The sequence below is a fragment of the Vibrio coralliirubri genome, from assembly GCF_024347375.1.
Taxonomy (GTDB): Bacteria; Pseudomonadota; Gammaproteobacteria; order Enterobacterales; family Vibrionaceae; genus Vibrio; species Vibrio coralliirubri.
Genome location: NZ_AP025471.1, coordinates 1,426,684 through 1,448,201 on the forward strand (window position 1 = coordinate 1,426,684; position 21,518 = coordinate 1,448,201).

A 21,518-nucleotide genomic window follows, 5' to 3' on the forward strand; every position below is an offset into this window, starting at 1 on the left:
CAATAAGTAAGTCAACGCTCTCGCCCAGCGAAGCTTTTCTTTCAGAAGCCTTTCTTTTAGTTTCTTTTTAACCTTTGCTACCGCAACTAATGACGAGGAGACACTGAGCTTTAATACCGAAATCTTACTCATAACACTTCCTCCAAAGTCAGTGCGGCAACATCGCCAATATAGCGTTGGCGACCAACTTGATTGGTTGTGATGTACTGGTGCGTTTCTGAGCCCTTACCACACACTAAGATAAGGTCACCGCCACGACTCAGTTGTTTGGCTAATTGAATGGCTTCATAGCGATCGCTAATCTCATAGCAAAGCGTGGGGCTAACTTGTGAAGTTAACGCACGAAAAATATCCTCTTGCATCTCACCCAGCGGATTATCCGAAGTGAAAATCACAACATCAGAATGGGTAGCGCATAGTTTACCGATATCAGCAGCATCTCGTATTCGGTCGCCAGTCACACCAACGACAGTAATCACTCGCTTAGCCGACTGGGATTGGATGCCTTGATAGAGAGCCGATAGACCATCAAAGTTATGTGCGTAATCAACTAAGGCCAATGCGCCATTATCTAGCGAGAGATATTTTGAACGCCCATCCGGCGCAACAACGCTATTCAAGGCTTTTGCGATATCGGCTAGCGACCAATTAAGTGCCAACAATGTCGCCGCCATTGCTAAGCTATTCTCAACGTTAAACAGAAAAGGCAGTTGGCTGAAAACGCGCTCTTTGTTGCCTTGATTATTGAGGATGAAAGTGGCGCCAAATGGCTCAACGTTCAAACCTTCGACATAAAGATCTGCATCTGAATGATTCATTGAGAACGTCAGGACATTCACTCGGCTGCTTGCTCGCTCTATCGCGACATTGGCGTGGGGATCATCCAGATTAATCACAGCGGTACCATTGGGTTGAATACGGTCCAAGATCTGCAGCTTTGCCTGAACATAACCATCCAGTGTTTTATGATAATCAAGGTGGTCGCGGCCAATATTGGTGATCACTCCAACAGACAGAGGGACGAACCCTGCTCTATCTTGCACCAACGCATGGCTGCTTAGCTCCATTACATTATCAGTGACCTGCGCATCCGCCATATCTTTGAATAAGTTCAACAATGTCACGCTGTCTGGCGTGGTATTACTCAATTCTTGTTTGTTTCCCGCATATTCAACGCCAAGTGTTCCAATATAAGCGCTCTGTCGATTGGTCTTTAGAACCTGATTCAAACCATGTGCAACGGTCGTTTTTCCGTTTGTGCCCGTAATACCAATATGGCGAATTTTCTTATGCGGATACTGATAAAAAGCCTTGATGAGCAGCAAGCTTTGGTAATAGCTTCCCGTTACGAATACTGGTACCGATGCCGATATAGGTCTTGTTGCAATGATGGCAACCGCACCATTGGTAATCGCACTTTCAATATAACGATGACTATCATGACTCGTCCCTTCACGACAAACGAATACATCCTGACACTGAACGTGTTCACTGTTTGTTGAGAAGCGCCTAATTGACAATGCGCCCAGTTGTTTTAAGAAGCTTTTCAATGTCTCGCTCAACATTCATTTATCCTTTCTGTTAGCTAGGAATTATTAATTGAGTCGAGTATATTTTCCTGTATCACATCGATGAAATTGAACAAATCAATTCAAGTCATCAGCCATTTTGATAACCTATATTCTTTAGTGTTATCTCTACCAAATGAGAATATTGCTGTGAAAGATCTTAATTGGCGTGGAATCGACCTCAACCTACTGCTCACTTTTGACGCGCTTTTTCGCTTAAAAAGTGTATCGGCAGCTTCAAAAGAGCTGCACTTGGGACAGCCAGCCACCAGTTACAACCTAAAACGACTCCGGGAATTATTGGGGGATCCTCTCTTCGAAAGGCAAGGCAATAAGATGCAACCGACGGTGAGAGCACATGAGATAGCCCCTAAGGTTCAGACGATTTTGTCGATTTTCACGCAAGAGATTTTACCGGCGGAACAATTTGAGCCAGAGAGTTACTCAGGACAGTTCACCATTGGTGTCAGTGATTACGCAGAGCAGATTTTTGGTCCTGAGATTTTCGACACTCTTCAGCAACTCGCCCCGCTCAGTAAAGTCCTGCTCAAGCCTGTCGATAGTGCGAACTGCGTGACGTTACTCGAAGACCAAAACACGGACCTCTGTATTGGTGTTTTTCAGGAGTTACCAAGCCATTTGGATACCACCTTTCTTTACCGAGAAAAGCACCTTTGCACCTTTGATAACAAGGTGTTGAAGACCACACTCCCGATACCGCTCGATACCTATTTAAAGACGCCTCAAATGATAATTACGGCTAACCAAGAACTGACGAGTCAAGTCGATATCACGCTAGAAAATATCGGTGTAAAACGTAATGTGGTGCTTGGTACAACGCGTTTTTTGACCATTCGAAGAATGCTTTCGGGAAGAAATGTATTAGCCGTGATGGCAGAGATGGTAGGCCGTTCTGAATTGATAGATGATGATTTAGTACTATGCGATCCACCCATTGAAATCCCAGATTTTAACGTCGACATGGTGACATTAAAACGCGACGCCAGTCATCCACGTATCCAGTTTCTTACCCAGCTGGTTCAAAACCTAATTCAAGAAAAAGTAAAAGAACTTCGACTCATCAAATAAAGCTGGAGTTACTAACTAAGAGCAGCAACAGTATCTAGCAAGGGGCAAGCAAGGATTCATGAAACAAGCAAGGTTTGCCCCTACTTCACTCAAGTTAAATCATCACTTAATCGACCGCAGATCACCAAATTATTGAGTGCCCATCAATTTACAAAAGTTATCAAAACGATAAAACAAATCAACAGGTGAATACTTAAACCAACCAAGTATACTCATCACAAATCACTTCTTAACTTTTTTAGAAAAATTCAAAATTTATTAGAAATTAACCCCTAACTTTACTGAGTATTTTGTTAGTCTTGGAAACAATTATTTACAATCCAAACAAAAATTATTTGGATCGCTTGAGGTTGTTTTTCTTGAATATGAAATTATTCGGCAGTTCCCTAATCCTTTCGGGAACGGCATTAGGGGCTGGCATGTTAGCTATCCCAATGGTGTTGGCTCAATTTGGCTTCATTATCAGCTCAGTGTTAATGCTACTTATCTTTATCGGCACCACCTACTCTGCTCTTCTGCTAGCCGAGGCGTGTACAAAAACCAAAGACAATAGTGGCATGAGCAGCGTTGCTTACTTAACGCTTGGCAATAAAGGCAAACATTTTATCAATGCCCTCTTTTACCTGCTGCTGGTATGCATGTTGATCGCTTATATCTTGGGTGTAGGTGACATCATTCATAAGCTACTGCTCGATGTGGGTGTCGATGTATCAGCATCCGTTGCGTATACCATTTTCAGCCTATTGATGGGCGCTATCGTCGTCTCGGGCAAGTCTTATATCGACAAACTGAATCGCGGGCTATTCATCTTGATGGTCGTGATGCTGTTTATCGTTATCGCATCCTTGTTTAGCAACATTCGCCTTGATTACCTAACTCAAACCAGCCAATACACGGCCAACGATGTGGTGCAATACAGCGCAGTTATCTTTACTAGCTTTGCCTCTATGGTGGTGATCCCATCACTGGTTATCTACAACCGTGAAGCGACTCAAAAGCAGATCCGCAATATGATTCTGCTTGGCTCAGTGATTCCATTAATTTGCTACCTAACTTGGTTATTCGCAATTATCGGCAACCTCGGCACAGATGCGATCAGCCAGTTCCACAATATCTCTGAGTTGATATCTGCGTTCAGCGGCCAATCTGCTTGGTTGAAAGTGGTGATTGCTCTGTTCTCTGCTTTAGCCTTGGTGACTTCTTTCCTCGGCGTGTCGATGGCGCTTTACGACCAAAACAAAGACGCGGTGACCAACAACAAAGCGTTGGCTTATGCTCTGACCTTCATCTTACCTTTGGTATTAGCAGAGCTGTTCGCTAGCCAGTTTGTAAGCATGCTGGACTACGCAGGCATGGTTCTGGTGTTCCTTGCTATCTGGGGCCCACTCGCAATGGTAGTTAAGGTTCGTAGACCTGACTTCCCTCACCTACAAACTGAAGGCAGCTATACCGCAGCCGGTGGCGACACGGCACTAATGGCAACATTTGGTTTTGGCGCTTTGATTTTCGTGTCTTGGTTTATGGGGTAGATCATCACTCGGTCATAGACCTAAAAAGATACCAAGAAGAGCAGCTTTGGCTGCTCTTTTTTTATGCCTAATATTCTTATCTACAAACTCTGCCTTCATCGCCAAATCCAATTAACTAAGCCTTCAGACAAAGTAATTAGAAACAATCATTTAGATAAACCCTCTCTCAGTATTTCAAACTCCAGCCCTGCTCAAAACAGCATGTTCTATGATCATATAAAGTAGATCGATTGCTGATACATCTGATAATTAGATCACAAAATAACCTCAATGGTATTGTATTGGTATTATCATTTGAAATACCATCATTTGCGTACCCTACAGTACTAAAGGACATAATAATGAAATCGAATAACTTCAAACTATCTTCAATGATGTTCATTGAATGGTTTATCTGGGGAGCATGGTTTGTTCCCCTATGGCAAATACTCAATACCAATGGATTCACACCAACTGAGATCGCATGGTCTTACGCATGTACCGCGATCGCCGCGATCATTTCACCGATCTTAGTTGGATCAATCACCGACCGATTCTTCGCTGCACAGAAAGTACTTTCTGTAATGTTGATAGCAGGTGCAGGTTTGATGTACTTAGCGGCTCAGCAAACCGAGTTCGCCACCTTCTTCCCACTACTTTTGCTTTACTCGTTAACTTACATGCCGACGATTGCACTGACCAACAGCATTGCTTTCTCTAACGTAGAAGACGTAGAGCGTGACTTCCCGCGCATTCGTGTTATGGGTACGATCGGTTGGATTGCATCAGGTATCGCTATCGGCTTCCTACCAGGTTGGTTAGGCTATGGTGATATTTCATCAAGCAATATCCCACTTATTCTGACCGCTTTAGCATCTTTGGCTCTGGGTATCTTCGCGCTAACATTGCCAGATACACCACCGAAAAGTACCGGAAAACTCAGCCTTAAAGTGATGCTTGGCCTAGACGCTATCGTGCTGCTAAAAGACAAAAACTTCCTAGCATTCTTCGTTTGTTCTTTCATGTTCAGCATGCCTCTAGCGTTCTACTACATCTTCGCTAACGGCTACCTAACTGAAGTCGGAATGAGTAATGCGACAGGTTGGATGACGTTGGGTCAGTTCTCTGAAATCTTCTTTATGCTGGCACTACCATTCTTCACAAAACGATTTGGTATTAAGAAGGTATTACTTCTTGGTCTGTTTACTGCCGCAGTTCGTTACGGATTCTTCGTTTACGGTAGCGCAGACACTTGGTACCTCTACTCACTGCTATTCGCAGGCATCCTATTGCACGGTGTGAGCTACGACTTCTACTTCGTTACCGCCTACATCTATGTCGACAAAAAAGCACCGGCTCACATGCGTACCGCTGCGCAAGGCCTTATCACACTCGGTTGCCAAGGTATTGGTAGCTTGCTGGGTTACCGCTTAGGTGGCGTGTTGATGGAGAAGATGTTCGCTTATGACGAACCACAAAACGGACTAACGTTTGACTGGAGTGGTATGTGGGGCTTCGGCGCCATCATGATAGCCATCATCCTCGTTATCTTTATGTACTTCTTCCGTGAGCCAAACGGCGAGATCAAAGAGATCAAAATCGACAACAAATCAGATGGAAACCCATCAGAGCAGACTCAAGTAGAAAAAGCTCAAGCGTAATTTTATACCTGCTCAGTCTCTCTCCTAGTTTCTGGCTGAGCAGCTTTTAGATAACCTATTTTTGGTGAAGTAAGATGAACATTTCAAAACAAGACAGAATTTTAGGCACTTTTTATGGTCAAGCACTGGGTGATTCAATGGGAATGCCATCAGAGCTTTGGCCAAGAAGCCGAGTAAAAGCACACTTTGGTTGGATTGACTCTTTCCTGCCGGGGCCAGCTGAAAACAACGCCGCTTGTTATTTCGATGCTTGCCAGTTCACAGATGACACCTCAATGGCATTGGCTCTTGCAGACGCTATCATTGAATGCGATGGCGAAATCTCACCAGAGATTATTGCTCGTAACGTATTAAGTTGGGCTGAAGGTTTTGATGCATTCAATAAGAACATTTTTGGCCCGAGTTCAAAAGCCGCGATGCGCGCTATCAAGGAAGGGACATCAATTGATGAACTAGAAAACAACGGCGTGACCAATGGTGCGGCAATGCGCGTGTCTCCAATGGGCTGCCTAGTACCAACTACCAGCCTAGACACCTTCATCGACCAAGTCGCATTAGCTTCAAGCCCAACCCATAAATCAGACGTAGCGATTTCTGGTGCTGTAGCTATTGCATGGTCGATATCGAAAGCGATTGAAGGTCACAGCTGGAACGCAATCAAAGATCAACTACCCGCGATTGCGGTTGCAGCTCAAACTAAGAACATCACCACCTTCAGCGCTTCGATGGGGGCACGCATTGAATTGGCTCTGATGGTTGCTTCAGAAAACAGCGGCGTTGAAGAGCGTATGGAAAAGATCTATAACCTTGTTGGCGCTGGTGTGAGCACAATTGAGTCTGTACCAGCAGCAATCGCCATGGTCGAACTGGCTCAAACCGATCCAAATCGTTGTGCCATTCTATGTGCAAACTTAGGTGGTGATACCGATACGATAGGCGCAATGGCTACAGCAATTTGTGGCGCATTGAATGGTATCCAAGCTATTGATATCGATCTGAAAAAACAGCTAGACGACGAAAATCAACTCGACTTCGCGGGTTACGCTGAAACCTTCCTACGCTTAAGAGAGATTAAGGAGCAAGGGTATGCCTCATAGTGCTTTGGTTACACTGATTCCAACTCTACAAAACAAACGACAGTTGTGCCTAATCGGCGCTGCTGTGGTCGATATTGTGACAGAAACACCTGCTCTCCCGAAACGTGGCACTGATGTCGAACTCACAGAGAAAGGCATTCACGTTGGTGGTTGTGCTCTCAACATCGCGATTGCTTTAAAAAAGCTCGGCGTTGAATCTATTAATGCTCTACCGATTGGCCAAGGTAAATGGGCGGACATCATCACTGCCGCGATGGCTGAGAAAGGCCTAGCAAGTAGCCTGCAAGATCCAAGTGGCGACAATGGTTGGTGCTTAGCGTTAGTTGAACCCGATGGTGAACGTACTTTCCTGTCCGTCAGTGGCGTTGAGAACAACTGGAATCAACAAGCGCTTGAACAACTCAAGCTTCAAGACAATGCGATCATCTACCTTTCTGGATACCAGTTGTCTTCAGCTTGTGGAGAACAAATCGTTACTTGGCTTGAAACACTGCCAAGCGGTATTGAACTATTCATCGATTTCGGTCCTCGTATTGGAGACATTCCAAAGCCATTATTTGATCGCCTAATCAAGCTGAAACCGACCATATCTTTAAATCGCCAAGAAGCCGAAGTACTCGGCATGCAAGATATAAATGCGTTTGTAGAACAATGGCATAACCAGTATGGCTGCCCACTGATTCTGCGTATCGACAGTGATGGTGCTCTGTTCGCTACTCAAGATGGCTACGGGAACGTTGCGCCATTTAAAGCGACCGTGGTTGATACTATTGGCGCAGGCGATACCCATGCGGGTGGCGTGTTAGCGGGCTTGGCTTCTGGCTGGGAACTGCCTGACGCGATCTTACTTGGCAATGCAGTTGCGTCTTATGTGGTGAGTCATGTGGGTGGCGACTGCGCGCCAAGCGTTGACGAGATAACTCACTACCTTAACCAATACTAATTCCTGTTAAGTCATGTAGACACAAGGCTCAGTATTACTGGGCCTTTTTGTTATGCCTGTCTTTCTTTTACCTAGCTTTTTTGGCCTTTCTAATATGAATCATTCTTCTGTTATGAACCGTTCTTCCAATGCAAATAACAAAGCGACGAGGATTCTGCTTGCGAGCTGTGGGATCAACCTTTGTATCGGCGTGCTCTATACCTGGAGCGTTTTTAAGAACTCGCTACTAGAACTCGGTTGGAACAACACTCAAGCCTCGATGCCCTACACCATCACTATAATCACCCTATCATTGGCGCTACTCATTGCTGGTCGTATTCAAGATAAAATCGGCCCACAAAAAGTATTAATGGTGGGTTCTTTGATGGCTGGCGCGGGAATGATCTTGGCGAGCCTCTCCCTAACGCCTTGGAACCTTAATGTGAGCTTTGGTCTAGTCACTGGTGCCGGTATTGGATTCGCTTATGCTTGTTTGAATCCAACCGCGATGAAGTGGTTTCACTCTTCTCAAAAAGGCATGGTCAATGGGTTACTCGCCACTGCATTCGGGCTGGCTGCTATTTACTTAGCACCTCTTACTAGCTATCTAATCTCAGAATTCGGTCTAGAGCAAAGCCTTCAAATACTTGGAGCAGGTTTGATTCTTATCGCCTTTCCACTGGCCTGTTCTATCAAAAATCCGCCAAAGGGCTATGAGCCTAAAGTCAGCTCATCACAGCCTGACGCATTAACGCCTGCATCAACGGTCAGCCGAAATTACATGTGGAAAGAGATGCTCGCTACCAAACAGTTCTACTTACTGTGGTTTACTTACGCTTTTGGCGCGGCCGCTGGTTTAATGATCATCGCCAACATCACTTCAATTGCCGCAGAACAAGCCAACATCTTAGAAGGTGCTTATTTGATCGTGACCTTATCGATATTTAACTCGGCAGGTCGACTGGTATCAGGATTATTAAGCGACAAGATTGGCGCATTAAAAACATTAGCTATCGCGCTTGGGTTGCAAACCATCAATATGTTGCTGTTCAGTCAGTTTGTCTCTAGCCCTACTCTGATGGTGGGTGCCGCTTTGGCGGGCATTGGGTACGGCACTTTATTAGCTGTATTTCCTTCAATCATGGCGGACTTATACGGCCTGAAGAACTTCGGCGCCAACTATGGCGTGCTTTATACCGCTTGGGGTATTGGCGGCTTTATCGGCCCTATCTTGGCGGCGATATCGATGGATTGGTATGGCAGTTACTCAATCGCTTATTTGATATGTGCGGTCTTGGTAAGCATCGCGACGGTACTGACGTTCCGTGTCAAGCCCATTTCTACAGAACCGTGCAGCGACAATGGGGAAGCCTCCAATTATCAGTTTGAACGTTCAAGCTAACTCAATGACTCTCTGAGTGGTGGAATCTTTGTTTCGCCCTCAGATTTCACATTTCTCTTAAGTGTGGACTCAGACTTCGGGTATACTTCGGTTAAATATAAAAGCTAAAACAGACCTTTATGAGCGCTTATCAACCACTGCTTACCTTGATTCAAGAGCGAATCGAACAGAAAGATAAATCACCTTTGTATCTGAAGATTGCCGATTCAGTAAAGCTCGCGACTGAGCAACAAATGTTGAAGGGCGGTGACTTTATCCCAACGGAACGTGAATTCAGCGACAAGCTTGGTGTATCTCGAATTACGGTCCGCAAAGCATTGGATATTCTAGATAAGGAAGGTGTGATAGTTCGCTCTCGTGGTTTGGGCACTATGATCAGCGAGACTGTTGAATACTCAAGTAAAGAAGCGACAGGCTTCTCTCAACAAGTGGTTCTAAAAGGCAAAAAACCCGACACATTATGGATAAAGAAAGATGTTGTTCCTTGCTCTTCAGAAATCGCCAAGATGCTCAAAATCGCCGAGAACGATCAAGTCTTTCTATTGAAGCGCGTTCGTTACATCGACGAACAAGCTGTCTCTATCGAAGAGTCTTACGTCCCTGCTCATTTGATCCATGACCCAGACGAGATTCAATTGTCGCTTTACGACTACTTCCGCAGCCAAGACATATCACCAACCAAAACGCAAAGTCGTGTGTCTGCAAAAATGCCAACTGAAGAGTTCCTAGAAAAACTCAATATCGACGAAACCGTGCCTGTACTGCTTATCGAACAAACCGCTTACGATAAAAAAGGCGTTCCGATTGAATACAGCATCAACCGCTGTCGTGGTGATATGTATGTGTTCGTGAGCGAAGATTAAACCTCGTATCCAAAATACAGTAGATACAAAAAGCCCGTTACTCCTGCTATTAAAAGTAGAGACTAACGGGCTTTTTACTTCTTATTGGAGTGCTTGCTAGTTAGCTCTTAAACGTACTCGCAATATCTTTCAATGAAGCTGCTAGCTGAGCTTGTTCTTTGGCTGTTGCAGCTATTTGCGTTGCACCTGTCGTAGATTCTGTCGACTTCTGCTCTACTGCCATCACGTTTTGAGCGATGTCTTGAGTCACTACCGCTTGCTCTTCGGTAGCGGTTGCGATCTGCTCTGTCATGCTAAAGATCTCGCTTACCGATGCTGAGATTCCTTGTAAAGTGTGCTCCACCTCTTTTGAATCTTCAACCGCTCTTGACGACATCTTCTTGCTGTTATCAATCACATTGAACGCGGTTTGCACGTCTGATTGTAGAGAGCTAATGAAGCCTTCGATTTCCAAAGTAGACTCTTGAGTGCGCTGCGCCAAAGTACGAACCTCATCAGCTACGACGGCAAAGCCACGACCTTGCTCACCCGCGCGAGCCGCTTCGATCGCTGCGTTCAGCGCGAGTAAGTTGGTTTGGTCAGCAACCGATTTAATCACATCAATCACGCTGTTAATGTTATTGCTACTTTCGTGTAGATGAGTGATTTTTTCAGCGAGGCCGTTAATCTCAGAGGCCAAGGTTTCGATCGATTGGTAAGAGTGTTGAACCGTGCTCAAGCCTGCTTGTGATTGTTCATCAGCCAATTTAGCTGAACTTGCAGTTTGCTGTGTTTTAGCCGCGACTTCGTTCACCGTTGCCGATAGCTCCTCTGTGGCTGTCGCGATCAAACCGATTTGATCTTGCTGCTCAACTAAGGTTCTAGAGTTGTATTGACAAGTTTGCGCTGTCTCTTCGGCTGCCGAAGCGAGTGTAAGACTAGACTGAGACAGGCTATCGATCACTTCAGAGAACTTCTCTAATGTTTCGTTAAGCGATGAAGAGATCTGGCCGAGTTCACTGTTGCCTTCATATTTCGCTCGCACCGTCAGGTCATTATCATCTCGAACTCTTGAAAGCACTAAGGTCAGATCTTTCACTCGTGTCGTTAGGTCTGTAATTGCTTTGAAGCTAACAAACGTCGCGAACAGAGTGATCACAACAAACATCGCGATACTGCCCATCATCGCTGATTGAGCTTGCTGAGTTTTCTGATCAGTCAATGCAATAAGAGAGTCTGCCAGTTGGTTCTCTGTCTTTTTCAGCTGAACAATGCGCGCCGTTGATTGTGCGAACCAGTACACAGGGTCTACATCAAAACCGCTCATTTTCGATTCAGCTAATTCTCTAAGTTTTTCAACTTCCGCCACAGACTTGTCATTCAGTTGCTGTTCAAAGAAGCGAACGTTATCAGGATTACCCAACACCTCAAAGTTAGAGAAATAAGTATTTTGCTGTGTCACCAAAGAGATGAATCTAACCAACATGCCTGGGCCAAATTCATTTTTAGAAAAGGTGTTGTTGAGAACCGCGCGCTCAATACCAGCGCGCTCTTTACCTTGTAAAAAGTTATAGTAAGCAATGGTTTCTTTAGTGATGGTGGCATCAGAACTCAGCTCTGCAATTAAGGCAGAAACACTGAGTAACTTGGCATTGAGTTTGGTGTAGTAACCCAACGCTTCAGAAAGGGGAATCGATTGAGAATCGACTCGATTACGAATAGAAGTAATTTGATTTAGGCTTTGGCTTATTTCAGTGTTCAGGCGAGTGATTTGCGGTAAATCGATTCCAGCAGATTGCCAGTATTCTGTTTTCAGAGTACGTCTATTATCTGCACTGGTTCTTTGTGCTCGCAGCTCACTGACAAACTTAGTGCCCTGTGAGCCGATAAATCCAGCCGTCATTCCACGCTCTTTTTGTAACTCATGCACAAGTTCACTGTACACAACCGACAAACGGGTAAGTTGGTTTAATGAAGACAATTCACTGGTGGTTTCTACGCCTTTTGAAATCGCAGAAACGCTAAGCCATAGAAATCCCAAGATCGGTAAAATAAGCAAAGCGATAATTTTTTGCTTAAAAGACATATCGGTTAATTTCATTATCATTTCCCTAGCAGCTAACAAATATTTCTCGGTCATCTAGCTCAGTACGTTTCCAGACGGATGTACATTTACTGTGACCGTATAATTATTCAACTTAATTAATATAGTTCAATTACCATGCCACACAGATCGGCGTGCGCTGAAAGTAACATTTAACCTTACAAAATACATTGATTTACCGATAAAACTGTTAGCTAAGCGACCTAACGATACCAAAAACACGTGCAACAACATTTTATTGGCGTAAGTGACTGAAAGTTGACACATTTTAACTACCCAAAAGGGGTAGGGCTGCACCATTTATGTGCTAAGAGAGTGCTCTCGATCCATTCCGTGTCGACTAACGATTTCACCCTAAAAAGCGATTCATCATTAACTCACTATTCAGCGTTAACTAGATATGTATAATGCCGTGCTTGTTAAATTGAGGCTCGCAATTACATGCGACAGTAGCTGAAAGGAATTTTTATGGATTGTCCCGCTTGCGAAGAACATATCGGTTGGGAATGGGTAGAAGAAGCGGCCATTGAGCCCAATGAGGAATTCGATTGTCCAGAGTGCGAAGCAACATTGATGTACACCATCGATGAAGGCACCTACTACGGCGCTCAGCACAAGACCATAGAAGTGATTGATGATTAAGATGATTTCCTGATGATCGGGATGTTTTATTCACTCTTTGATGTTCTAAGCCTGTGCAAAGCAGCCAAACACACCTTTACTAGAACGGGCGTTCAGCATAAAATATTGAACATATGTTCAGATTAATAAAGTAGATGTTATGGCTAAGACCGCTAAGTTCGATAGACAAGACGTAGTAGATAAAGCAACGAACCTGTATTGGGAAAAGGGCTTTCATGCGACTTCTATGCGCAACCTGCAAGACGTGATTGATATGCGTCCGGGCAGCATCTACGCGACGTTCGGCAGCAAAGAAGGTTTGTTTAAAGAGACGCTCGCTCGCTATACCGAACTTGGCATCCTCAACCTGAACCGCTTCCGCAGTGAAACCGAATCGCCTATCAAAGCGCTGGAAAACTTCGTAAAACGTGCGGTTGTCGAATCGAAACAGAGCGCACCAAACGGCATGTGTATGTTGGCTAAAACGGTCGCAGAGCTAACTGATGAACACGCAGAATTGTTAGCAGAAGCGAAGAAGTCACTTAAGATAATGGAAGGTGAGTTCGCCAAGCTGATTGCAGAATCACAAGAATTGGGTGAGATAAGCAAAGAGCGCGAACCAACTCAACTTGCTCGTCATGTTCAGGTTCAAATCGCAGGCCTGCGTACCTACGCGAAAACCTGTGACGATATCGATTTACTCAACTCAATGGTTGAAGATGTATTTAAGTACCACCCTTTTTAAGGGCTGAACTTATACATTAGAAAACGATACAAAAAGACTCCACTTTCACCTTAACCGGCCTGAGCGGAGTCTTTTTAGTTTTGATCTAGTTAACTTTATAGATGATAAGCTTTGCGGCTTAAGGATTACACCTTTCTCATGATCAACGCCTGAGCATTAAGCATCGCTTCCTTAGTACTGACATCTAACGTTTTCACGTTCGCAAAGCGTTCTACTTCTTTAATCGCCACATCGTGAGCAAAGATCACCAACCTCGCCCTTTCAATGTCTTTTTGTGTGATGCGATTACCTATCCCGTTGGCACCTTGTGTTTCGACTTTAATCCGAACCCCGAGATGATGCGCTGCCTTTTCTAAAGACTTAGCAGCCAAGAAAGTATGGGCAACTCCTGACGGACAAGAAGTAATCGCCAATACATCCGCTTGCCCCTCTTCGGTTACAGAACCACCGGTAAACTGATTAGAATTCACTTCGCCTTCGACCACGTTCTTCTTCAGAAGAATCACGATAATAGCTGTCGTTAGAGCACCTACTAGTGTGCCAACGATATAGCCAATCTTGCCATCCACCACTGGCAGCACAATCCAGCCGCCCCATGGTGCATGGTTCACTACATGGAACATAAAGCCAACCACGTTACCGACAATGCCACCAGCAACAACCGCAGGCAGAACCCGCGCAGGATCGGCGGCTGCAAATGGGATCGCGCCTTCACTAATGCCAATCATGCCCATGATGCCCGCCGCTTTACCTGCTTCACGTTCGTCTCTTTTGAATTTCTTTGGTGATAAGAAAGTCGCCAGTGCCATGCCTAGTGGTGGTGTACAAATCGCAATACCAACACCGCCCATCAACCATGGTTGAGTATTCACCTGAGTTTGGGCAAACAGCGTTGCTACTTTATTGATTGGGCCGCCCATATCAAAGGCCGTCATTGCACCTAAAATACTGCCCAATACCACTTTTCCTGAGCCTGCCATGCCAGTCAGCATTTGGTTCATCTCTAGCATCACTTGAGCTATCGGTGAGCCAATCACCCACATCACCGCACCACAAGTGACAAAGGTGCCGACTAGTGGATAGATGAAGATCGAGCTCAGCGAGATCATGCTGTCTGGCAGTTTGATCTTCTTGAGTAGATTAACCACAAAGCCCGCGAAGAAGCCGACCACTATCGCGCCGAGGAAGCCGGTATTGTATTGATTGACCGCGACCCAAGAGCCAATCATTCCGGGTGCTAAACCCGGTTTGTCGGCCATTGAGTAGGCGATGTAGCCACCGAGCACCGCTGTAAAGAGAGTTAAGCCTGCGATGCCCATCTGTGCGATGTCAGCCAGAACACCGCTTTCAGGTACTGCGCCATGACCCGACATCATCACCGACAAAGACAAAAGCACACCACCTGCAACCACGAAAGGAATCATGTGTGAGGTGCCGTATAATAAGTGTTCTTTGAGGCGATTAAGAGATTGTGCCCAAGGGCTTAGTGGTTCGACATACACTTCATGATGGCTAGAGGCGTAGCTATCGAACGATTCTGAATTGGCTTCAAGAAACAGCTCTTGAGCTTCCTCGACAGATTCCACCGCCTTTAATTTTGTAACAAAGCCATCTTCGATAAGTCTGGTCGAAATCTGAGCTAGTACTTCGATATGGTGGTCGTCGTTGTTGTCTGGTGAAGCGAGCATAAAGAACACATCCGACAGCTCGCCGCCGTCTGCGCCATAATCGATGCCAGAACGGCTGATACCTACCGCCACAGCAGGTTTAGCTACGGCAGTACTTTTCGCGTGTGGAATCGCAATGCCATCGTCAAAGCCTGTATTACCGATGGCTTCACGCTTCCAGATGTCATCAAGGAATTCACGTTTATTGGAGAGCTTACCGGCACGGTCGAGCAGTTCAACAAGCTCTTCAAATACCGCCTGTTTTGAGTCTGCTTGTAAATCTAAGCAGATGATCTCGGGCTCGATAATGTTGGTGATATCCATATGCAGCTCTGCCTCGCCTGATTTCAGACTGAAGTAATTACGTAAGTGATAAGGTTAATAAGATGAAAAGATTAACGGTGTGAAGGCACTCAATATATAGGACGAAAGGTGCATTAACTGGATTATTGTAACCAAGAACTCAGAGTGTGACTTTCACCTTGGAATAAAAAACGCCAATCCATAAAATCCACAGAACCTATAACAATATCATCCCTCCGTCATGCGAGCTTTCCCTACTGGATTTCCCTTGCAAGATAGCTTTTGCAAAGTAGCTTCTGAAAGGTAGCTTATGTAACGTAACAGGGACGAGATTAAGCCGAGAATAATAATGAGAATTGTAGCGGTAACTGCGTGCCCTACAGGCATTGCGCATACTTATATGGCAGCTGATGCTCTAAATAAAACAGCCCCTAAGTTCAACGTTTCAATCAAGGTTGAGACGCAAGGCGCTATGGGTATTGAAAACTTACTGACCGCCCAAGATATTACCCTCGCAGACAAAGTGTTGATCGTCTCTGATATCGACATCGAACAACCAAGCCGATTTGACCCAGCTAAAACCGTATTTGTTCCAATGGAAGAGGTATTGTTGAGTGTCGATAAAGTCTTTATTAAGCATTGTCGAACTTAAACTTTTGATGAACGAATACCAGATCACCTTCTTCGTTAACGATCCTGCCGCGAGCTCACATGTCGCGCAGCCGCTGACTCGCTTAGCGAAGAAGTTCAAAAGCAACATCCGCATTATCAACATCACTCAAAATCGAACCGCTGATCTCTCCAAATCCGTCGCGATGCTGCAAGCCGGTTTACTTCGCGGTGATTTGTGTCAGATAACCGCGGTCGGTATTGATGCTGAGTTGGCCTGTTTCGTTCTCAAAGACGTCATTGCCGAGCATTACGACATGGTTGGGTCGCAAGTGAACCATGAATTCTCTAGCGATCTAATTCAGCGAATGCCACAGATATGCCCTCCTTGTGACATCAAATGGCATCACGCCAAGGCGCAAACTCAACTGACCAAATTTGAGTGCTTGAAAGGGCTTGCTCACCTTGTTTATCCAGAAGATCCAGATGAACTGATTCTGGCATTTATTAAGCGAGAGGAACGCTCTTCAACCTGCGTGTCACCGGGTATCGCACTGCCGCATGTGATGTTTGAATCGACTCAAGATCTCTCGATTGCGGTTATCGTCAGTGACGACCCGATTGACTGGGCATCACGTATCGGCGAAGTGCATGTAGCCATTGCTCTTGTTCTGCCAACCAAACCACAGCGTGAGCACATTGTCGCGGCGACCAACCTAACTAGAAACCTCCTTCACGATCAGGTCAATGAACGTTTGCAAAAGACCCGAAGCAGTGTCGACCTGCAAGCTCTGTTGATGTACATCTCGTCACGTCTGATTTAATGACCACCCCGTTAGACCTAGATTGATCCTCGATACTCTGTCGGCGTCCTACCGGTGCGATTCTTAAACACGCGACAGAAGTAGTTCACATCTTTAAAGCCGCAACGTAATGCCACTTCATTGAGCTTGAAGTTGTACTTTTTGAGCATGAACTTAGCGCGGTCGACCCGCACACGGGTGATGTATTCTGCTAGCGTCATGTGGCCTTGCTGACGGAACATTCGCGACAAGTGATTGGATGAAATGCTAAAGCGTGAGGCAATGCTGTCTCGGGTGATTTGACGGTGGAAATTCTCTTGAATATAGATACAGATCCCTTGATACACATCCTGCACTCGGCTGTGAGATTTCTCGACGGGCGCATCCAACATCGTCTTGCTGTATTGGAGCAGAGCTTGCAGCAATAACTCATCCATCGGCTGCTTGTTACTCTCTCTCGCGAGTGAGCTGAGCGCCTCCAAGATGTTATCAATCGCAAACCCAGAGCGAGTCTGAATACTGTGCTTTTGGATATCGTAAAAGCTCTCTTCCCCTTTGCGCTTACTCACCAAGCTTAAACCCAGCTGGCGACGACCAAACAACATACTCAGCACCGAGCAGTCGGTATCCCAGTTAGGTTTATTCCAGCAGTTGGGTGGAATAAAAATCGCGTCTCCGGCTTTGGCAATAACGTTAGTGATCTTGCGATCATGACTCTCCATTTCATTGACATACTCTCCGTCTAACACCAACTCCAAACGTGGAAAGTTCACCTGATAGCTACAAGCGGAAGGCGTGTGAAAATCTCCAGCAAACCAGATGTTATGAAACGGTTCTCGCTCATTTAACACCGACGAGATTAAGTCATGAAATATCATTATTCGAACTCTTATGGGCAGCAATAAGGCTACGGAAATAGATATACCTGTAACTGAAACATAGCGCTATTGAGCAAAATCACAATTTGAGATCTAGGTTACAAAAATCCAGTCTTAGAAATAAATCTCCAGTGCAGAAACCGATGAGGCACGTAATTCCCCAGATAACAAAACACGCCGAACCCCTTATAAATAAAAGCGTCAAAGCACGACAAATCTTGTCAATACAGGGCTACAAACGCCCGTTCGACCGATCAAAATCACACTCCACTTATAACGCAACAATCATCCAGTAAATGCATTTTTTCTTCACTACAGAAGGCAAGCCGTAGATTCCAGAATACCCCTAACAAAATAAAAACAGAGTAGGGGTTCATTATGATCACGACATTGATCAATCAAGATTTGATTAAGCTTTCGCTTAGCGCTAATTCAAAAGAAGACGTATTTAAAGAGCTGATAGACGTGCTTTACGCACAAGGCAGAATCTCAGACAAAGCACAGTTTCTTGCCGACATTAAGGCTCGTGAAGAACAAGGTAATACCGGATTTGAAGAAGGTATTGCTCTGCCACACGCGAAAAGCGCTGCGGTCATCAAACCCGCGGTTGTTATCGGTGTCCATCAACAGGGTATCGAGTACGGCGCAGATGACGGCCAGCCATCAAAACTGTTCTTCATGATTGCCTCTCCTGATGGCGGCGATAATCACCACATCGAAGTACTGGCAGAACTTTCTTCAAAACTGATTGAAGAAGGCTTTATCGAAAGCTTCATGAATGCTCAATCTCAACAAGAAGCACTAGAGCTACTGCTTAGCAAACCTGAGCCATCAGAAACGGAAACCAGCGTTGAGAAACAAGGCTTCATCATTGGTGTGACAGGCTGCCCAGCTGGCGTTGCACACACGTATTTAGCAGCCGAAGCACTAGAGAAAGGCGCGGCGGCTTTTGGCTATGACATCAAGGTCGAAACCAACGGTTCTATCGGCGTTAAAAACAGTCCAACTCAAGAAGAGATCGAACGCGCAGACGCAATAGTGGTGGCTTGTGACAAACAGGTCGACATGGCTCGCTTTGCCGGAAAACGCGTTATCAGCACCAACGTAAAAGCACCAATCAAAGACGCGCAAGGTTTGATCAAACAAGCGCTCAATGCACCTAGCTACCAAGCTGAACAAGCGCCGACCAACCAATCTGTTGTAGAGAAAGCCTCGCAAGCGCGTTCAGACCTTTATCGTTACTTGATGAATGGCGTATCTCACATGATCCCATTCGTGGTGACAGGCGGTCTTTTGATTGCCCTAGCACTAGCCATTGGCGGTGAGCCGAGTGAATCTGGCATGGCAATTCCTGCTGGCAGCATGTGGAACCAAATCCTCGAAGTGGGTGTGGTTGCCTTCACATTGATGATCCCAATCTTAGCCGGCTACATTGCTTACGCGATTGCTGACCGCCCTGCTCTGACCCCTGGCTTAATTGGCGGTTGGATTGCCAACAACGGCTCTTTCTATGGCGCTGACGCAGGCACAGGCTTCATTGGCGCAATCATCGCAGGTCTATTGGTGGGTTACTTCGTTAAATGGATTACTTCGTTTAACTACCACAAATTCGTTCAACCGCTTGTGCCTATCATGATCGCTCCGATCACTGGTTCTCTATTCATCGCAGGCCTGTTCATTTTTGTTATCGGCGCACCTATCGCAGGGCTGATGGATGCTCTTACAGCCCTACTTACTAGCATGAGCACAGGCAACGTGGTTCTGCTTGGCATCGTATTGGGTGGCATGGCTGGTTTCGATATGGGCGGCCCTTTCAACAAGGTGGCGTTCCTATTCTCAGTCGGCATGATCGCCAGCGGTCAAACTCAATTCATGGGTGCGATGGCGTGTGCAATTCCTGTGGCTCCACTAGGCATGGCTATCGCAACCAGACTTGGCCGTAAGTTCGACCTGTTCGAATCATCTGAAATCGAAGCGGGTAAAGCAGCGGGCGCAATGGGCTTAGTGGGTATATCTGAGGGCGCGATTCCTTTCGCAGCTCAAGATCCGATGTCGGTTATCCCTGCCAACGTACTGGGTTCAATGACTGCAGCGGTTATGGCGTTCTCATTTGGTATCACCAACAGCGTTGCCCATGGTGGCCCAGTTGTGGCTCTGCTCGGTGCAATGAACTACCCAATGCTGGCACTACTATGCATGGCATCAGGTGCGGGCGTGACTGCGGTTACTTGTATCGCGCTTAAAAATCTACGCAAAGCCAAGCTAACAGCAGCAGCGGCTTAAGCCATTTCAACTCCAATGGCTTGAGCCCCTCTACCCTACTGTTTTTAGTAGCTAATAGTTTTTTAGGAACGAATAGAGCTCAAGCCATGTTTCCCTTCATGGTGATTTCGATGTCTGATTTTTCTTTAGCGAACGACTCGTTCGTACAACGCTTTTTCTACCCTATGACTAACGTGATTCAGAACTACGCATGGGGTAGCCCTTCTTCGTTCAGCCACCTGTTTGGTATAGATAACCAATCAGGTGAGCCGCAAGCGGAGATCTGGATGGGCGCTCATCCGAATGGTTGCTCAATGGTGACCGACAACGGGCAGCAGACCACGTTGTCGAACCTCATTTCCAAGAACCTAAACCTATTTCTAAGCGAGAAAGTCGCGAGCCGTTTTGGAGAACTGCCGTATCTGTTTAAGGTGTTAGCTGCCGAGAAAGCGCTCTCAGTTCAAGTTCACCCGAACAAGCAGCAAGCCGAATCTGGCTATGCTCTTGAAGAGCAGCAAGGCATTCCGATGACAGCGGGCAACCGTAACTACAAGGATCCCAACCACAAGCCAGAACTGGTGTATGCCCTAACCGACTACACCGCGATGAATGGCTTTAGATCTATCAACGAGATCCTTGAGCACTTCCATTACCTTGATATTCCAGAGCTGCATTCGATGGTCAATGATCTCGCGGGCGATCAAACGCCTAATGGATTAGCCAGCTTCTTCGCGAGCTTATTGTCTTTACAAGGTGAACAAAAAGGCATGGCTCTGACCATGTTACTGATGAAGGCGAAGCTTTCTGATGCCCCTGTGTTCCAGTTGATTTCAGAGTTGGAACAGCAATATCCGGGTGATGTAGGCCTGTTTGCTCCGCTGCTATTGAACGTGATCACCTTAAAGCCCGGACAAGCCATGTATCTGGATGCCGAGACACCGCACGCTTACATTAAAGGTACGGGCTTAGAAGTGATGGCAAATTCAGACAATGTACTCCGCGCAGGGTTGACGCCTAAGTACATGGATATCAATGAATTAGTCTCTTGTACTCAATTCAATGAAAAGCCTGCAGATAGGCTACTGCTCAGCCCTATTGAGCAAGGTGATGTGATGGAATACCAAATTCCAGTCGAGGATTTTAAGTTCTCTATCGTGCAGAACTCACATCAGAGGAAGATCACCACCGAAGGTGCCGAGATCTTACTGCCACTCGATGAATCCATGGTGCTAACCCATCAATGCGGTGAAACCTGCGTGATAGAGAAAGGCCAATCGGTATTCATTCCCGCTTACGCTGAAAGTTACAAACTCGATTGCGTTGGACGCGTGGCACGTGCTTACAGCTAGCTCTATCAAGTAAATCTAGCTCTCCCGAGTAGATACAAACACTGATCATGCCCTGCTTTGCGGGGCATTTTTCTTCCCACAGAAAGTT

General features: G+C 45.8%; 17 protein-coding genes. 13 read left to right on the plus strand and 4 right to left on the minus strand.

The genetic code is table 11. The annotated features are described in order from the left end of the window. Window positions 1–128: 128 nt before the first annotated feature. Window positions 129–1,565, minus strand: a complete 1,437-nt coding sequence (locus OCV20_RS23110; protein ID WP_086774205.1) for a Mur ligase family protein — start codon at window positions 1,563–1,565, stop codon at window positions 129–131. 66 nt (window positions 1,566–1,631) lie between these two features. Between OCV20_RS23110 and OCV20_RS23115 the strand changes: the two genes are divergently transcribed. The 7 genes from OCV20_RS23115 (at window position 1,632) to OCV20_RS23145 (ending at window position 10,110) form a co-directional block, all read left to right on the plus strand. Beyond that, a complete protein-coding gene (locus tag OCV20_RS23115; RefSeq protein WP_238382732.1) occupies window positions 1,632–2,657 on the plus strand; it encodes a LysR substrate-binding domain-containing protein in 1,026 nt (341 codons plus the stop codon). Between the two features lie 365 nt (window positions 2,658–3,022). Next, complete coding sequence (locus OCV20_RS23120) at window positions 3,023–4,186, plus strand: amino acid permease (protein WP_086774206.1); 1,164 nt, start codon at window positions 3,023–3,025, stop codon at window positions 4,184–4,186. Between the two features lie 341 nt (window positions 4,187–4,527). Next, window positions 4,528–5,826 (plus strand): nucleoside permease, encoded by a 1,299-nt coding sequence (locus tag OCV20_RS23125; protein ID WP_086774207.1) that lies wholly within the window; start codon window positions 4,528–4,530, stop codon window positions 5,824–5,826. Between the two features lie 74 nt (window positions 5,827–5,900). Beyond that, the gene (locus tag OCV20_RS23130) at window positions 5,901–6,923 is read left to right on the plus strand and encodes an ADP-ribosylglycohydrolase family protein (RefSeq protein WP_050620074.1); all 1,023 of its coding nucleotides are present in this window, start codon (window positions 5,901–5,903) and stop codon (window positions 6,921–6,923) included. Beyond that, window positions 6,913–7,866 (plus strand): PfkB family carbohydrate kinase, encoded by a 954-nt coding sequence (locus OCV20_RS23135; protein WP_050620075.1) that lies wholly within the window; start codon window positions 6,913–6,915, stop codon window positions 7,864–7,866. Before OCV20_RS23130 ends, OCV20_RS23135 begins: the two co-directional genes overlap by 11 nt. A gap of 94 nt (window positions 7,867–7,960) precedes the next feature. Beyond that, a complete protein-coding gene (locus OCV20_RS23140) occupies window positions 7,961–9,247 on the plus strand; it encodes an L-lactate MFS transporter (protein WP_086774215.1) in 1,287 nt (428 codons plus the stop codon). Between the two features lie 119 nt (window positions 9,248–9,366). Further along, window positions 9,367–10,110 carry a GntR family transcriptional regulator gene (locus OCV20_RS23145; protein WP_048613788.1) on the plus strand — a complete coding sequence of 248 codons (744 nt, stop codon included), beginning with the start codon at window positions 9,367–9,369 and terminating at the stop codon, window positions 10,108–10,110. Between the two features lie 100 nt (window positions 10,111–10,210). On the opposite strand, the gene OCV20_RS23150 is transcribed toward OCV20_RS23145, so the two are convergent. After that, window positions 10,211–12,190 (minus strand): methyl-accepting chemotaxis protein, encoded by a 1,980-nt coding sequence (locus tag OCV20_RS23150; RefSeq protein WP_086774208.1) that lies wholly within the window; start codon window positions 12,188–12,190, stop codon window positions 10,211–10,213. Between the two features lie 471 nt (window positions 12,191–12,661). Between OCV20_RS23150 and OCV20_RS23155 the strand changes: the two genes are divergently transcribed. Then, complete coding sequence (locus OCV20_RS23155) at window positions 12,662–12,835, plus strand: hypothetical protein (RefSeq protein WP_086774209.1); 174 nt, start codon at window positions 12,662–12,664, stop codon at window positions 12,833–12,835. A gap of 139 nt (window positions 12,836–12,974) precedes the next feature. Continuing rightward, a complete protein-coding gene (locus OCV20_RS23160; protein ID WP_017087226.1) occupies window positions 12,975–13,559 on the plus strand; it encodes a TetR/AcrR family transcriptional regulator in 585 nt (194 codons plus the stop codon). Window positions 13,560–13,684: 125 nt separating this feature from the next. Here OCV20_RS23160 and OCV20_RS23165 read toward each other — a convergent pair whose 3' ends face one another. Further along, window positions 13,685–15,550 carry a fructose-specific PTS transporter subunit EIIC gene (locus OCV20_RS23165; RefSeq protein ID WP_086774210.1) on the minus strand — a complete coding sequence of 622 codons (1,866 nt, stop codon included), beginning with the start codon at window positions 15,548–15,550 and terminating at the stop codon, window positions 13,685–13,687. Window positions 15,551–15,878: 328 nt separating this feature from the next. On the opposite strand from OCV20_RS23165, the gene OCV20_RS23170 reads away from it, so the two are divergent. Beyond that, entirely contained in the window at window positions 15,879–16,181 is a 303-nt protein-coding gene (locus OCV20_RS23170; protein ID WP_017070485.1) for a PTS fructose transporter subunit IIB, read from the plus strand. A gap of 7 nt (window positions 16,182–16,188) precedes the next feature. Continuing rightward, a complete protein-coding gene (locus tag OCV20_RS23175) occupies window positions 16,189–16,962 on the plus strand; it encodes a PTS sugar transporter subunit IIA (protein WP_086774211.1) in 774 nt (257 codons plus the stop codon). 17 nt (window positions 16,963–16,979) lie between these two features. On the opposite strand, the gene OCV20_RS23180 is transcribed toward OCV20_RS23175, so the two are convergent. Beyond that, entirely contained in the window at window positions 16,980–17,819 is an 840-nt protein-coding gene (locus OCV20_RS23180; protein WP_050647271.1) for a helix-turn-helix transcriptional regulator, read from the minus strand. 378 nt (window positions 17,820–18,197) lie between these two features. Between OCV20_RS23180 and OCV20_RS23185 the strand changes: the two genes are divergently transcribed. After that, window positions 18,198–20,102 carry a PTS fructose transporter subunit IIABC gene (locus tag OCV20_RS23185; RefSeq protein WP_086774212.1) on the plus strand — a complete coding sequence of 635 codons (1,905 nt, stop codon included), beginning with the start codon at window positions 18,198–18,200 and terminating at the stop codon, window positions 20,100–20,102. A 110-nt stretch (window positions 20,103–20,212) separates the two neighbouring features. Further along, window positions 20,213–21,430 carry a mannose-6-phosphate isomerase, class I gene (gene manA / locus OCV20_RS23190; protein ID WP_086774216.1) on the plus strand — a complete coding sequence of 406 codons (1,218 nt, stop codon included), beginning with the start codon at window positions 20,213–20,215 and terminating at the stop codon, window positions 21,428–21,430. Window positions 21,431–21,518: the final 88 nt, after the last annotated feature.